This is a genomic window from Pseudomonas sp. S1_E05 (genome assembly GCF_056337105.1).
Genome location: NZ_JBFRHM010000001.1, coordinates 6,198,228 through 6,211,924 on the forward strand (window position 1 = coordinate 6,198,228; position 13,697 = coordinate 6,211,924).

At 59.8% G+C, this 13,697-nt stretch carries 14 protein-coding genes; 9 read left to right on the plus strand and 5 right to left on the minus strand.

Going from position 1 to position 13,697, the window contains the following annotated elements:
* Positions 1-20 precede the first annotated feature (20 nt).
* Together AB4N33_RS28680 and AB4N33_RS28685 are read left to right on the plus strand one after the other, a co-directional pair.
* The gene (locus AB4N33_RS28680) at positions 21-1,262 is read left to right on the plus strand and encodes a glutamine synthetase family protein (protein WP_476458856.1); all 1,242 of its coding nucleotides are present in this window, start codon (positions 21-23) and stop codon (positions 1,260-1,262) included.
* A gap of 70 nt (positions 1,263-1,332) precedes the next feature.
* Complete coding sequence (locus tag AB4N33_RS28685; RefSeq protein WP_476458736.1) at positions 1,333-2,733, plus strand: MFS transporter; 1,401 nt, start codon at positions 1,333-1,335, stop codon at positions 2,731-2,733.
* A gap of 75 nt (positions 2,734-2,808) precedes the next feature.
* Here AB4N33_RS28685 and AB4N33_RS28690 read toward each other — a convergent pair whose 3' ends face one another.
* The 4 genes from AB4N33_RS28690 to flgA form a co-directional block, all read right to left on the minus strand.
* Positions 2,809-3,555, minus strand: a complete 747-nt coding sequence (locus AB4N33_RS28690) for a flagellar brake protein (RefSeq protein ID WP_476458737.1) — start codon at positions 3,553-3,555, stop codon at positions 2,809-2,811.
* A gap of 87 nt (positions 3,556-3,642) precedes the next feature.
* Positions 3,643-4,110 carry a flagella synthesis protein FlgN gene (locus AB4N33_RS28695; protein WP_460121769.1) on the minus strand — a complete coding sequence of 156 codons (468 nt, stop codon included), beginning with the start codon at positions 4,108-4,110 and terminating at the stop codon, positions 3,643-3,645.
* Between the two features lie 48 nt (positions 4,111-4,158).
* Positions 4,159-4,485: a flagellar biosynthesis anti-sigma factor FlgM gene (flgM, locus tag AB4N33_RS28700; protein ID WP_460121770.1), complete on the minus strand. Its 327-nt coding sequence runs from the start codon at positions 4,483-4,485 to the stop codon at positions 4,159-4,161.
* A gap of 166 nt (positions 4,486-4,651) precedes the next feature.
* Entirely contained in the window at positions 4,652-5,413 is a 762-nt protein-coding gene (gene flgA / locus AB4N33_RS28705; protein WP_460121772.1) for a flagellar basal body P-ring formation chaperone FlgA, read from the minus strand.
* A gap of 81 nt (positions 5,414-5,494) precedes the next feature.
* Here flgA and AB4N33_RS28710 point away from each other — a divergent pair, with 81 nt between their 5' ends.
* From AB4N33_RS28710 to flgE, 7 genes are all read left to right on the plus strand, one after another.
* On the plus strand, positions 5,495-6,427 hold the full coding sequence (locus AB4N33_RS28710; RefSeq protein ID WP_460121774.1) for a chemotaxis protein CheV: 933 nt from the start codon (positions 5,495-5,497) through the stop codon (positions 6,425-6,427).
* Positions 6,428-6,473: 46 nt separating this feature from the next.
* Positions 6,474-7,301, plus strand: a complete 828-nt coding sequence (cheR, locus tag AB4N33_RS28715; RefSeq protein ID WP_460121776.1) for a protein-glutamate O-methyltransferase CheR — start codon at positions 6,474-6,476, stop codon at positions 7,299-7,301.
* Between the two features lie 82 nt (positions 7,302-7,383).
* Positions 7,384-7,677, plus strand: a complete 294-nt coding sequence (locus AB4N33_RS28720; protein WP_476458738.1) for a hypothetical protein — start codon at positions 7,384-7,386, stop codon at positions 7,675-7,677.
* Entirely contained in the window at positions 7,658-8,065 is a 408-nt protein-coding gene (flgB, locus tag AB4N33_RS28725) for a flagellar basal body rod protein FlgB (RefSeq protein ID WP_368554742.1), read from the plus strand. The genes AB4N33_RS28720 and flgB overlap by 20 nt, the downstream gene beginning before the upstream one ends.
* Positions 8,066-8,067: 2 nt before the next feature.
* Positions 8,068-8,511: a flagellar basal body rod protein FlgC gene (gene flgC / locus AB4N33_RS28730; RefSeq protein ID WP_476458739.1), complete on the plus strand. Its 444-nt coding sequence runs from the start codon at positions 8,068-8,070 to the stop codon at positions 8,509-8,511.
* A 15-nt stretch (positions 8,512-8,526) separates the two neighbouring features.
* Positions 8,527-9,252, plus strand: a complete 726-nt coding sequence (gene flgD, locus AB4N33_RS28735) for a flagellar hook assembly protein FlgD (protein ID WP_476458740.1) — start codon at positions 8,527-8,529, stop codon at positions 9,250-9,252.
* 32 nt (positions 9,253-9,284) lie between these two features.
* The gene (flgE, locus tag AB4N33_RS28740; RefSeq protein ID WP_476458741.1) at positions 9,285-10,598 is read left to right on the plus strand and encodes a flagellar hook protein FlgE; all 1,314 of its coding nucleotides are present in this window, start codon (positions 9,285-9,287) and stop codon (positions 10,596-10,598) included.
* 184 nt (positions 10,599-10,782) lie between these two features.
* Here flgE and AB4N33_RS28745 read toward each other — a convergent pair whose 3' ends face one another.
* Positions 10,783-13,677: a ribonucleoside-diphosphate reductase subunit alpha gene (locus AB4N33_RS28745; protein ID WP_476458742.1), complete on the minus strand. Its 2,895-nt coding sequence runs from the start codon at positions 13,675-13,677 to the stop codon at positions 10,783-10,785.
* Between the last annotated feature and the right edge of the window lie 20 nt (positions 13,678-13,697).

The following is a 13,697-nucleotide window of genomic DNA, read 5'->3' on the forward strand; positions in this document are numbered from 1 at the left end:
GCGTACCGCGCGGCAAGGTCATGACGACCGAGGGATTTCTGGAGGGGCGACGCTTGCAGATGGCGCGGGGCGTGCTGCTGCAATGCATCATGGGTGGCTATCCGGCCGCACGTTTTTACGGCAGCGATGACGGCGACCTGGCGCTGGTGGCCGATCCCGCACAGATTCACCGCTTGCCCTGGAGCCCGTCGCCGCGGGCCTTGGCGATCTGCGATGCCGATGAGCTGACGGGCGAAAGTTCGGCGCTGTCGACCCGTGGCCAGCTCAAGGCAGTCATTGCGCGTTACGCGGCGCGGGGGCTGGCACCGGTGGTGGCCACTGAGCTTGAGTTCTTCGTCTTCGCGCCCAACACCGACCCGACGCAACCTTTCCAGCCGCCGCTGGGCCTGGACGGTCGTCGCGAGGAAGGTCATTCGGCGTTCAGTGTCAGCTCCAATAACGGCCTGCGTCCGTTCTTCAAGGAAGTTTACGAATGCATGGCCGCGCTGGGGCTGCCCCGCGATACCTTCATGCACGAGATGGGCGTCAGCCAGTTCGAGATCAACCTGCTGCATGGGGACCCGCTGTTGCTCGCCGATCAGACCTTCCTGTTCAAGCACCTGCTCAAGGAAGTGGCGCTCAAGCATGGCCTGACCGTGGTCTGCATGGCCAAGCCGCTGGCGCACACGCCGGGCAGTTCGATGCACATCCACCAGAGCGTCGTCGAGATCGGCAGCGGGCGAAACGTGTTCACCGACGAGACGGGAGAGCCGACGGCGGCTTTCCGTCATTTCATCGGCGGGCAGCAGGCCGCAATGGCGGACTTCACGGCGTTGTTCGCGCCGAACGTGAATTCCTATCAGCGCCTGTGCCACCCGTTCGCATCGCCCAACAATGCCTGCTGGTCCCATGACAATCGCGCGGCAGGCTTGCGCATTCCAGCCAGTTCACCGGTTGCACGCCGGGTCGAGAATCGCTTGCCGGGCGCAGATGCCAATCCGTACCTGGCCATTGCTGCCAGCCTGGCGGCGGGTTTGCATGGAATTGAACACCAGTTGGAGCCGAGCGCGGCGATCCAGGGTGAGTTTTCGGTGCCGGACAATCTTTCGTTGCCCTGTACCTTGCATGCCGCCCTCGAACGTCTGAGCTGTAGCACGTTGGCGAAGGAACTGTTCGGCAAGGAGTTCATCGAAGGCTACGTGGCTTCGAAGACCCTGGAACTGACCAGCTTTTTTGATGAAATTACCCCCTGGGAACGCCGTGTCCTGGCTGCCCAGGCCTGACGAACTTTCGTCTTCGGGCTATCGTTTTCGTTAGCCCGTATCTCACCGCAAGGAGCCGCTCGGAACGCCGATGCGCCAGATCTGGAAAGCTTTTCGAGCGCTGTATTTCGCCTCGCTGATGATGCTGATCGGCTCAGGCCTGTTGAGCACTTACCTGGGCTTGCGCCTGGCGGCCGACAACGTCAACAGCCTGTGGGTCGGTGCGTTGATGGCGGCCAACTATTTTGGCCTGGTACTGGGCGGCAAGATCGGTCACCGGCTGATCGCACGGGTCGGGCATATCCGGGCTTACTCCGCTTGTGCCGGGATCGTCGGTGCGGCGGTGCTGGGCCATGGCCTGGTGGACTGGTTGCCGGCGTGGATTTTCCTGCGGGTCATCGTTGGCCTGGGCATGATGTGCCAATACATGGTGATCGAGAGCTGGCTCAACGAGCAGGCCGACGCGCCACAGCGCGGCACGGTGTTCAGTGGCTACATGATTGCGTCGTACCTGGGCCTGGTGCTGGGTCAACTGATCCTGGTCATGCACCCGGCGCTCGGCCTGGAACTGTTGATGCTCGTGGCCCTGTGTTTTGCCCTGTGCCTGGTGCCGGTGGCCCTGACCCGACGCATTCACCCGGCACCCTTGCGCCCGGCGCCGATGGAGCCACGGTTCTTCATCAAGCGCGTGCCGCAGTCGTTGAGCACGGTGCTTGGGGCCGGGTTGATCATCGGTTCGTTCTACGGTCTGGCGCCGCTGTATGCGGCGCAGCAGGGCTTGTCCACCGAGCAGGTCGGTTTGTTCATGGGTAGCTGCATTTTTGCCGGGCTGGTGGTGCAGTGGCCATTGGGCTGGTTGTCCGACCGCTATGACCGGGCGCTGCTGATCCGCTGTTTTGCGCTGGTGCTGGCGATCGCGGCATTGCCGCTGGCGATCATGCAGCAGGTGCCGTTGGAAGTGTTGTTCATCATCGGTTTCATTTGTTCGCTGGTGAAATTCTGCCTGTATCCGCTGGCGGTGGCGTTCTCCAATGACCACGTCGAGGCCGATCGCCGGGTGTCGCTCACGGCCATGCTGCTGGTGACCTATGGGGTCGGTGCCAGTATCGGGCCGTTGGTGGCCGGGGTGCTGATGAAGACGTTCGGCAGCCACATGCTCTACGCTTTCTTCAGTTTCTTCGCCCTGGTACTGGTGTGGCGGATTCGCCCGAAAGCGGTCACCAATCTGCACCAGGTGGACGACGCACCGCTGCACCACGTGGCCATGCCGGACAGCATGGCCAGCTCGCCGCTGGCGGCAGCCCTGGACCCGCGGGTGGATGAGCAGTCGGTGCAGGACCAGATGCAGAGCCCGGTCGAGCCTGTGCCTGAGCCGGAGCCCGTACCGGAAACGGCGGCTGAAACGGAAGAAAGAGCCCAAGTTTCTGCGCCGAAACCTGCGCAGGACTCGCAAAACGATGAAGAGCCGAAGGTCCCGGATGCCATTCCCTGACGTCTGGCTTGAACGGCGGGTATAAAAAAACGGGCAGTCACCGCAAGGGACTGCCCGTTTTTATTACGCCTGATCTTACAGGTCGTCTTTGTCGAAGCGGCGTGCTTCACGTTGCAACTGATAGACGAAGCGCTCGACCTGACGCTGCACCAGCCCGCTCATGTTGTGAAAGCGGATGCCGGCGAAGGTGGTGGAGATTCTTTCTTCGAAATGCAGGTAACGCAGTTCGACCGGCGCGGTCATCTTGCCGAAGGGCAGGGCGGCGGCAAAGCGGTCGTAGACCTGGCCCAGTTGCAGGCTGGCGGTGATGTCGCCATCGAAGCGCAACTTGCAGCCGGTGGCGGAAATATCCAGCAGTTTGCCGCGAATCGGCGCCTTGAGCTTTTCACCGTCCAGGTCGATGTCAACCAGTTGCGCCAGCTTCAGGGCGGCGCGGAAGGCGTTGCGGCGCTGGTGGTAAACCACTTCGTCCGGCAGTGGGGCAAGGTAGCCGCGCTCGCCGCCGGACTCGTCGAGCGTCGGTTGGCCGTTGCTTTCCCAAGCGATACGCACGCCATCATGAAAACCTTCGACCTTGTACGGCTCGCCGGCCAGCAGGAAACGCTCGCCATCGCGCGGGATCATTTCGTCGAGTTTGATCGTGCCACTGTCGCGGTCGACGTTCACCAGGTAGCTCTGAAAGCGCTGGGTCCGTTCGTGGAAAGTAATGATCAGCGGATCATGGCTGTCTTGCAATTGGCGCAGGTTGCCGGAGATTTCCAGAGGCGTGGTGAGCACCTTGGGTGGCTGCGGGGAATCTTCCGCATTTAAGGCATTGGACACATCAATCTCCAGACAAAATATGACTACAACTGGCCACTATAGTGCCAGCATGTTGCGAGTCTTCATAGGGCGTGATCATTTGCAGGCTCAAGCCTGACTGAGCGGGCGCGGCTTCGCAAGTTTCGCGGTAGATCCGCGTGCATCATAGAGTGCTGGCGGTTCACCGCCGGTGAGGATTTTCAGCTGGTTGGCCGTGGCGGCCTGCTGGACCAGAATCGACTGGCCATTATTGGCGTTTGCCGCTTGGCATTGAGCCAACAGATCGGTCAGCACATCGCTCTGTTCCAGCAGCTGCGGGCCGATGCTCGATTGGCTGGCCAATTGCTCCAGGCCATTGCGATTGAGCGGCAGGTTCAGGCTGGCGAGAATTTCACTGCGTTTGCGGCCATGCTGTTCGAGCAGAATGATCATTGCCTGCTTCTGCGCCAGAATCTCTTCGAGCAGAGGCATGTCGCGACCGTGCAAGGCGAGGGACTCGGTTTGCAATAACTCCAGCAGGTGTTGAGCGGGAGCGAAGTCGTCGGTGATCAGTTGCAGTAAATTAGTATCGTGCATGGCTGGCCTTGGTTTTTAAGCGTCCAAAAGCCTGGCGCAGACCGGAGCCTAGCGCTGGGCTTCGAAATTGAGCAGTTTGCTGGCTACACGGTTGCTGTCGACTTTGTAGCTGCCATCGGCAATCGCTGCTTTCAACTCGGCCACCCGGGCTTTGTCGACGGCAGGCTGATCACGCAGCTTGTCAGTGACCTGTTGCAACTGTTGAGCCTCATGGCTGAGGTGTACCGATTCCCCGCTTTTAACGGTGCTGGCCTGTTCGGCCGGGGTATTCAACGCTTTGGACTGGCCAGTTTCGGCGGTGTCCTTGGCGGCGTTGGTACGTGTATTGCCCGTTAGTGGCGAGGTGCTGTTCAAACGGCTGAAATCGATGACCATGGTAAAAAACCTCTGAATATTTGGACGCTTGCCATGTTCTCGGCTATCCCAGTGAAAACTTTAGACCCATTTTATCAATGAGCCTGCAAGCGCCAGCACGTCTTCTGCATGCGCCACAGTTTAGGGAACAGCCCAGGGCAACGCCACTGATTCGCGATCAGAGTTGCTACATGGCCACTTCCACCTGCCCAGGCGCGGTCACTTGCGCCTTGATAACCCGTTTGGAGTTGAGGTTTTTCACGCGAATCTGCTCGCTCATGCCGCCGTTGGATAGTGCTTCGCCGGGCATCCTCACGCTCAGCGTGCCGCTACGGGCAGTAATCACCACCTGATCACCTTTGCGGATGACTTCAGTCTGTTCGAGATTGACCAGGGTTATCACCTGATCAGCGACCATTGGTCGGGTAAGTCGCTGGCCGATCGCCTGGTCCAGGGTGGTCAGATAGCCCTGGGTAACCTGGCCGATGTCCCGCTCGCGCATGACCACGTCACCGGGCTCGACAATGTCGGCGCGACGCAGGGGGCGGGCGGTGGTCACTATCTCGCGAAACAGGCGCACTTGAGCGGGCACGAACACTGTCCACGGGGAGCTGCCCTCGCAGCGAACCTTGACCGTGACACGGCCCAATGGCTTGGCAGGGCTCTCCAGACTGGCTGTCAATTCCTTGTCGCACATGGGCATGCGCAGGCGCGGGTCGAGCTGTTTGACCTCGATTTCGTAACGACCTTCGGTTTGACTGGTGGCCAGGTAGTCCTCTACGGTGAATTCAAGAAAGCCTTGGGTGACGCCGATAAGCATGTCAGGCAAGGTAACTGCGTCAGCAAGGGCAGGGCTGCCAGCGTTGAACAGGCAGACGGCCGATATCGCGCAGAGCAATCTGCGGGAGGTGGATGTCAGGCGTCGAAAAAATGTCGGTTCTGTGTTCATAAAAGTTAAAAAGCAAGCGCCGTGCCGTTTAGTGATGAATGTGCGTCGCAACACAACTAGCGTTGGTGTAGGAGTCTGGGCATGGCTGGTGTAATGGATTCGGTAAACCAGCGCACGCAACTGGTAGGGCAGAATCGCCTGGAGCTGTTGTTGTTCCGTCTCGACGGCCAGCAGCTCTACGGGATCAACGTGTTCAAGGTTCGAGAGGTGCTGCAATGCCCCTCGCTGACCGTGATGCCCAAGTCCAGTCCTGTCGTGTGCGGTGTGGCAAATATCCGGGGAGCGACCATTCCGATTCTTGATCTGGCGATGGCAACCGGTTCCGGAGCATTGAAAGATCAAAGCAACCCCTTCGTGATCATCACGGAGTACAACACCAAGACCCAGGGTTTCCTGGTGCGCTCGGTGGAGCGCATCGTCAACATGAACTGGGAGGAGATTCATCCGCCGCCCAAGGGCACCGGACGCGATCACTACCTGACGGCTGTGACTCGGGTCGACAATCAGCTAGTCGAAATCATCGACGTCGAGAAGGTACTGGCGGAAGTGGCGCCGACGCCGGAAGCGATTTCCGTGGGCGTGGTCGACGTCGAGACCCAGCACAAGGCCTTGTCGCTGCGCGTGCTGACCGTCGATGACTCGTCAGTGGCACGCAAGCAGGTGACGCGTTGCCTGCAGACGGTCGGTGTCGAAGTGGTGGCGTTGAACGACGGGCGGCAAGCGCTGGACTACTTGCGCAAGCTGGTCGACGATGGGAAAAAGCCGGAAGAAGAGTTCCTGATGATGATTTCCGACATCGAAATGCCGGAAATGGATGGATATACCCTGACGGCGGAAATCCGCAACGACCCGCGTATGCAAAAGCTTCATATCATCCTGCATACTTCGTTGTCGGGTGTGTTCAATCAGGCGATGGTCAAGAAGGTCGGTGCCGATGACTTCCTTGCCAAATTCCGTCCTGATGACCTGGCATCCCGGGTGGTTGACCGGATCAAAGCAGCAGATATCAGCTAGGGGCCTTCTGCCCCTGGCGGTTCACACGATTTAAGAGGCGGCAGCATTGTCTACGGGTAATTTGGATTTCGAACAGTTCCGGGTGTTCCTGGAAAAAGCCTGTGGCATCTTGCTGGGTGAAAACAAGCAGTACCTTGTCTCGAGCCGTCTCAACAAACTGATGGAGCAGCAAGGCATCAAGTCCCTGGGTGAGCTGGTGCAGCGCATCCAGACCCAGCCGCGCAGCGGTTTGCGCGAGATGGTGGTCGATGCCATGACGACCAACGAAACCCTTTGGTTTCGTGACACCTATCCGTTTGAGGTCTTGAAGAACAAGGTATTGCCCGAAGCGATCAAGGCGGCTCCCGGCCAGCGCCTGCGCATCTGGTCGGCCGCCTGCTCCTCGGGGCAGGAGCCCTATTCGCTGTCGATGTCCATCGACGAGTTCGAGCGGACCAATATCGGTCAGTTGAAGGCGGGCGTGCAAATTGTGGCGACTGACCTGTCGGGCTCCATGCTGATCAACTGCAAGACCGGCGAGTACGACAGTCTGGCCATCGGCCGTGGCTTGTCGCCGGAACGCCTGCAGCGTTATTTCGATCCGAAAGGGCCGGGCCGCTGGGCGATCAAGGCACCGATCAAGAGTCGGGTGGAATTCCGCGCTTTCAACCTGCTGGACAGTTACGCGAGCCTCGGCAAGTTCGACATCGTGTTCTGCCGCAACGTGCTGATCTACTTCTCCGCCGAGGTGAAGAAAGACATCCTGTTGCGCATTCACAGCACGCTCAAGCCTGGTGGCTATCTGTTCCTCGGCGCCTCCGAAGCGCTGAACGGTCTGCCGGATCATTACCAGATGGTCCAGTGCAGCCCGGGGATCATTTACCAGGCGAAGTGATTGCTTGTGACAAAAAAACGGGAGTCTGACAGGGCTCCCGTTTTTTTATGCCCGATGGTCCTCTCCCGCTGTAGGAGCGAGCATGCTCGCGATGGTGGTCAACGATAACGAGGGGTATCAGGCAGCCAGCGTCGTCTGGACGGTCATCGCGAGCATGCTCGCTCCTACAGGAGCGGCGGGGATGTTCGGCGCAAAGCGGCAGAAAAGCGGCAGGCGGCGGAAAACGGTTGCCGCTTTTCTGGCATTGGCACCAGCCCCTTTTACGCGAAGCCCCGTAAACCGGGGGTTCGCCGAGTTGGCACGCCGCTTGCTAAAACCTTCGTACGAAAAATCAGGTCTCCCGAAGGTTTCCCGACATGAGCATCAGCTTCGATAAAGCGCTCGGTATCCACGAACAAGCCCTGGGCTTCCGCGCCCAGCGTGCAGAGGTTCTGGCCAACAACATCGCCAACGCCGACACCCCGAACTACAAGGCTCGGGATCTGGACTTCTCCAAAGTGCTCGCCGAGCAGAGCGAGAAGACCAAGAACGGTACTTTCGCCCTGAACATGACCAATAGCCGTCATATCGAAGCGCAGGGCCTGGGCAACGGCGACGAGTCGCTGATGTATCGCACGCCGATGCAGCCGTCGATCGACCAGAACACCGTTGATGCTCAACTGGAACAATCGAACTACGCGGAAAACTCGGTCAACTTCCAGGCCAGTTTCACCCTGCTCAACAGCAAATTCAAAGGGCTGGTATCAGCCCTGCGTGGAGAATAAACATGTCGCTAGCCAGCGTTTTCAATATTGCCGGTAGCGGCATGAGCGCCCAGACCACCCGGTTGAACACCGTGGCGTCGAACATCGCCAACGCCGAGACCGTCTCGTCGAGCATCGACCAGACCTACCGCGCGCGTCACCCGGTGTTCGCCACCATGTTCCAGGGCGGCCAGAGTGGCGGCAGCGATTCACTGTTCCAGAACCAGGGCGCTGCCGGCCAGGGCGTGCAGGTGCTCGGCGTGGTCGAAGACCAGAGCAACCTCGAAGCGCGCTACGAACCCAACCATCCGGCGGCCGACGCCAAGGGTTACGTCTACTACCCGAACGTCAACGTGGTGGAAGAAATGGCCGACATGATTTCCGCGAGTCGCTCGTTCCAGACCAACGCTGAAATGATGAACACCGCCAAAACCATGATGCAAAAGGTCCTGACCCTCGGTCAGTGATAAGGGGCGACTCAGATGAGTGTTAGCGATTCCACCGGCGGCCTGAGCATGAATGACATCCTGGCCAACTCTTCGGTCAGGAGCAACAAAACCAACAACGATAGCCTGGCAGATGCGGCGGCTGCCGCGGGCGGCAAAAAGACCCTGGGCAAGGACGCATTCCTGCAGTTGCTGGTAACGCAGTTGAAAAACCAGAACCCGCTGGAGCCTCAGGACAACGGCGAGTTCGTTGCCCAACTGGCGCAGTTCAGCAGCCTGGAAGGCATCACCACGCTCAATGACACCGTAGCCGGCCTGGCGGCCAACTACAGCTCGTCGCAGGCGTTGCAGGCTTCGTCGCTGGTGGGCCGTTCGGTCATCGCGCCGGGCAGCAAGGCCGTGGTCGATACCTCCAAGAGCTTCACCGGCACCATCGCCGTTCCGGCGTCGGTCGATCCGGTCAAGGTCAAGATCACCAATGCCGACGGCAAAGTCGTCCGCACCCTCGACCTGGGCAGCCAGAAGGCCGGCGACGCCAGCTTCATCTGGGACGGCAAGAACGATGCGGGCGAAGTGGCCGCAGCGGGCACGTACACCTTCGATGCCACCGCGACTTATGACGGCAAGGCAACATCGCTGGTGACCTACCTGCCTGCCACCGTCAACAGCGTGACCATCAGCCAGACCGGCGGTGAGTTGATGCTCAATCTGGCCGGGGTGGGCAGCATCGCCCTGTCCAAAGTCCAAACTATTGGTATGTAAGAGCCGACTAACCCGGCACAAAGGAGTGGAGCATGTCTTTTAACATCGGCCTTAGCGGTCTCTATGCAGCCAACAAGCAACTGGACGTCACCGGCAACAACATTGCCAACGTGGCGACCGTCGGTTTCAAATCGTCCCGTGCGGAATTCGAAGACGTGTACTCCGCGACGAGATTGGGCTCCGGCTCTAAAGTCGTTGGTAATGGCGTACGCTTGGCCAATGTCTCCCAGCAGTTTACTCAAGGCGATGTGAACAACACCGGCAACGTGCTGGACATGGGCATCAACGGTTCGGGTTTCTTCGTGTTGAACGAAAACGGCTCGCTGTCGTACACCCGTGCCGGTACCTTCAAGGTCGACAAGGATGGTTACGTCACCAACTCCAGCGGCACCGCTCGCCTGCAAGGCTACGGCGTGGATGCCAACGGCAAGATCGTCAACGGGATTCTGACCGACCTGCGCATTGATACGTCGAACCTGGCGCCGAAGACAACGACCACCATTTCGTCGACGATCAACCTGAACTCCACGGCAACGGCGATCAACCAGACCACCTATCCGTTCGACCCGAGCAAGCAGGAATCCTTCACCAAGCAGTTCAGCACACCGATCTATGACACCCAGGGCAACCAGCACGCCCTTGATCAGTACATGGTGAAGACGGGTGACAACACCTGGAAAGTCTATAGCTTGGTCGACGGTCGCAATCCTGATGGCACCGATCCGACCGATCCGGCGACCCCTCCGGTGGCTTCGACCATGGCCTTCGACACCTCCGGCAAGCTGGTGTCGGTGACCACCCCTGGTACTCCGCCAGTGGTCAGCCCTGACTTGAAAATCACCGGCTGGGTGCCGGGCAAGGTGACCAATGGTACCTGGAGTCCGAACGGCGCAGCCGCTGACCCGGCCGGCATCACCGTTTCCATGTCCAATACCACCCAGTTCAACGCCGATACCGCCCGTTCGATCCCGATCCAGAACGGTTACGCCACTGGCCAGATCACCAACCTGACCATTGACGGCAGCGGCGTGTTGCTGGCCAACTTCAGCAACAACCAGACCAAGGCCATCGGCCAGATCTCGCTCGCCAGCTTCACCAATGAGCAAGGCCTGCAACCCGTAGGCGGCACCAGCTGGAAAGAGACCTACGCGTCGGGCATCCCGGGTTACGACGCTCCGGAAACCGGTACCCTGGGTTCGATCCAGTCCAACTCGCTGGAAGAGTCCAACGTCAACGTGACCAACGAACTGGTCGACCTGATCAAGGCGCAGAGCAACTACCAGGCGAACGCCAAGACCATCTCGACCCAGAGCACCATTATGCAGACCATCATTCAGATGACCTGATACGGTTGGCGCTGCATGAAGAACCCCTCGCAAGAGGGGTTTTTTTATGGCCGGCTTTTTGTGTTGCCTGAGCTCGCTCCTACAGGGTGGGGGGGCGGGGCGGGGCAAAAGAAAACCCCCGACAATCCAGGGGATTGGTCGGGGGTTGTCGGGGAAGGCGCCTTGCAGCGCCTGCCGGCTCAGCTTATTGGCAAGCTTCGCAATCCGGCTCGTCGATGGCGCAGGCCTTCGGCACTGGAGCAGGACCGGCTGGCGCTGCCAGGACCGAATCGTCACCGTGGTTGCCGCCGCTGGAAACAGCGTTCAGCTTACCGGTGTTGATGGTCGACTTCTCGGTGCTGGTCGCAGCCAGGGCGCGGAGGTAGTAAGTGGTTTTCAGGCCACGGTACCAAGCCATGCGGTAGGTGACGTCCAGTTTTTTGCCCGAAGCGCCGGCGATGTACAGGTTCAGAGATTGAGCCTGGTCGATCCACTTCTGACGACGGCTGGCGGCGTCGACGATCCACTTGGTGTCCACTTCGAACGCGGTCGCATAGAGCTCTTTGAGTTCTTGCGGGATACGCTCGATCTGCTGTACCGAACCGTCGTAGTACTTCAGGTCGTTGATCATGACCGAATCCCACAGGCCACGAGCCTTCAGATCGCGAACCAGATACGGGTTGATCACGGTGAATTCGCCCGACAGGTTCGATTTCACGTACAGGTTCTGGTAGGTCGGTTCGATCGACTGCGAAACGCCAGTGATGTTGGCGATGGTCGCGGTCGGTGCGATGGCCATGATGTTCGAGTTACGGATGCCTTTCTGTACACGGGCGCGAACCGGTGCCCAGTCCAGGCTTTCCTTCAGGTCGACATCGATGTACTTCTGGCCACGAGCCTCGATCAGGATCTGTTGCGAATCCAGCGGCAGGATGCCCTTGGACCACAGCGAACCCTGGAATGTCTCGTAGGCGCCACGCTCGTCAGCCAGGTCGCAGGAGGCCTGGATCGCGAAGTAGCTGACGGCTTCCATGGAGCTGTCGGCGAACTGCACGGCGGCATCGGAGCCGTAAGGAATGTGCTGCAGGTACAGCGCATCCTGGAAGCCCATGATGCCCAGGCCAACCGGACGGTGCTTGAAGTTGGAGTTCTTCGCTTGTGGCACCGAGTAGTAGTTGATGTCGATCACGTTGTCGAGCATGCGCACGGCAGTGTTCACGGTGCGTTGCAGCTTGGCGGTGTCGAGCTGGCCGTTCACGATGTGGTTTGGCAGGTTGATCGAACCCAGGTTGCAGACAGCGATCTCGTCCTTGTTGGTGTTCAAGGTGATTTCGGTGCACAGGTTCGAGCTGTGAACCACACCCACGTGTTGCTGCGGGCTGCGCAGGTTGCACGGGTCCTTGAAGGTCAGCCATGGGTGGCCGGTTTCGAACAGCATGGACAGCATCTTGCGCCACAGGTCTTTGGCCTGGATGGTCTTGAACAGCTTGACCTTGCCTGGGTATTCGGTCAGGGCTTCGTAGTACTCGTAGCGCTCTTCGAAGGCCTTGCCGGTCAGGTCGTGCAGGTCCGGTACTTCGGATGGCGAGAACAGGGTCCACTTGCCGTCATCGAAGACGCGCTTCATGAACAGGTCAGGGATCCAGTTGGCAGTGTTCATGTCGTGGGTACGACGGCGATCATCACCGGTGTTCTTGCGCAGCTCGATGAACTCTTCGATGTCCATGTGCCAGGTTTCCAGGTAGGCGCAGACAGCGCCCTTGCGCTTGCCACCCTGGTTCACGGCGACGGCGGTGTCGTTCACGACTTTCAGGAACGGAACCACACCCTGGGACTTGCCGTTGGTGCCCTTGATGTACGAACCCAGTGCACGAACCGGCGTCCAGTCGTTGCCCAGGCCGCCAGCGAATTTGGACAGCATGGCGTTGTCGTGGATCGCGTGATAGATGCCCGACAGGTCATCCGGCACGGTGGTCAGGTAGCAACTCGACAACTGTGGACGCAGGGTGCCGGCGTTGAACAGGGTCGGGGTCGAAGCCATGTAGTCGAAGGACGACAACAGGTTGTAGAACTCGATGGCACGGGCTTCGCGGTCTTTCTCTTCGATGGCCAGGCCCATGGCCACGCGCATGAAGAAGATCTGCGGCAGTTCGAAACGCACGCCATCCTTGTGGATGAAGTAACGGTCGTACAGGGTTTGCAGGCCCAGGTAGGTGAACTGCTGGTCGCGTTCGTGGTTGATCGCCTTGCCGAGTTTTTCCAGGTCGAAGTTGGCCAGCTCAGGGTTGACCAGCTCGTACTCGACACCCTTGGCAATGTAGGCAGGCAAGGCCTTGGCGTACAGGTCGGCCATTTCGTGGTGGGTAGCGCTTTCGGCGACGCCGAGGAAGCCCAGGCCTTCGGCACGCAGGGTGTCCATCAGCAGGCGGGCGGTCACGAACGAGTAGTTCGGCTCGCGTTCTACCAGGGTCCGGGCCGTCATCACCAGGGCGGTGTTAACGTCGGTCAGGGCGACGCCGTCGTACAGGTTCTTCAGGGTCTCGCGCTGGATCAGGTCACCGTCGACCTCTTCCAGGCCTTCGCACGCTTCGGTCACGATGGTGTTCAGGCGGCCCATGTCCAGCGGCGCCAGGCTACCGTCGGCGCGGGTGATGCGGATCGAGGGGTGAGCGTTGACGGTGGCCTCGGCCGGCGTGTGTGCCGCACGCTCCTTGGCACGCGAATCACGGTAGATCACGTAGTCGCGGGCAACTTTCTGCTCGCCGGCACGCATCAGGGCCAGTTCGACCTGGTCCTGGATTTCTTCGATGTGGATGGTGCCGCCCGATGGCATGCGACGCTTGAAGGTCGCGGTGACCTGCTCGGTCAGGCGTGCCACGGTGTCATGGATGCGCGACGAGGCGGCAGCGGTGCCGCCTTCAACTGCGAGGAACGCCTTGGTGATGGCGACGGTGATTTTGTCATCGGTGTAAGCAACGACAGTGCCGTTACGCTTGATCACGCGCAACTGGCCAGGCGCGGTGGCGGACAGATCCGAATTCGAATCCACAGCCTGCGGCAAGGTGCCTTGCGGGTTCTCGCGAGTTGTGTCGGTTTGCATGGGGGTTGTCTCCACATTCT

Bases quoted from the DNA above. Each gene is read 5' to 3' on its own strand.
- AB4N33_RS28680 (WP_476458856.1), top strand. From the start codon at position 21: ATGACGACCGAGGGATTTCTGGAGGGGCGACGCTTGCAGATGGCGCGG.
- AB4N33_RS28685 (WP_476458736.1), top strand. From the start codon at position 1,333: ATGCGCCAGATCTGGAAAGCTTTTCGAGCGCTGTATTTCGCCTCGCTG.
- AB4N33_RS28695 (WP_460121769.1), bottom strand. From the start codon at position 4,110: ATGCACGATACTAATTTACTGCAACTGATCACCGACGACTTCGCTCCC.
- flgM (WP_460121770.1), bottom strand. From the start codon at position 4,485: ATGGTCATCGATTTCAGCCGTTTGAACAGCACCTCGCCACTAACGGGC.
- flgA (WP_460121772.1), bottom strand. From the start codon at position 5,413: ATGAACACAGAACCGACATTTTTTCGACGCCTGACATCCACCTCCCGC.
- AB4N33_RS28710 (WP_460121774.1), top strand. From the start codon at position 5,495: ATGGCTGGTGTAATGGATTCGGTAAACCAGCGCACGCAACTGGTAGGG.
- AB4N33_RS28720 (WP_476458738.1), top strand. From the start codon at position 7,384: ATGCTCGCGATGGTGGTCAACGATAACGAGGGGTATCAGGCAGCCAGC.
- flgB (WP_368554742.1), top strand. From the start codon at position 7,658: ATGAGCATCAGCTTCGATAAAGCGCTCGGTATCCACGAACAAGCCCTG.
- flgC (WP_476458739.1), top strand. From the start codon at position 8,068: ATGTCGCTAGCCAGCGTTTTCAATATTGCCGGTAGCGGCATGAGCGCC.
- flgD (WP_476458740.1), top strand. From the start codon at position 8,527: ATGAGTGTTAGCGATTCCACCGGCGGCCTGAGCATGAATGACATCCTG.
- flgE (WP_476458741.1), top strand. From the start codon at position 9,285: ATGTCTTTTAACATCGGCCTTAGCGGTCTCTATGCAGCCAACAAGCAA.
- AB4N33_RS28745 (WP_476458742.1), bottom strand. From the start codon at position 13,677: ATGCAAACCGACACAACTCGCGAGAACCCGCAAGGCACCTTGCCGCAG.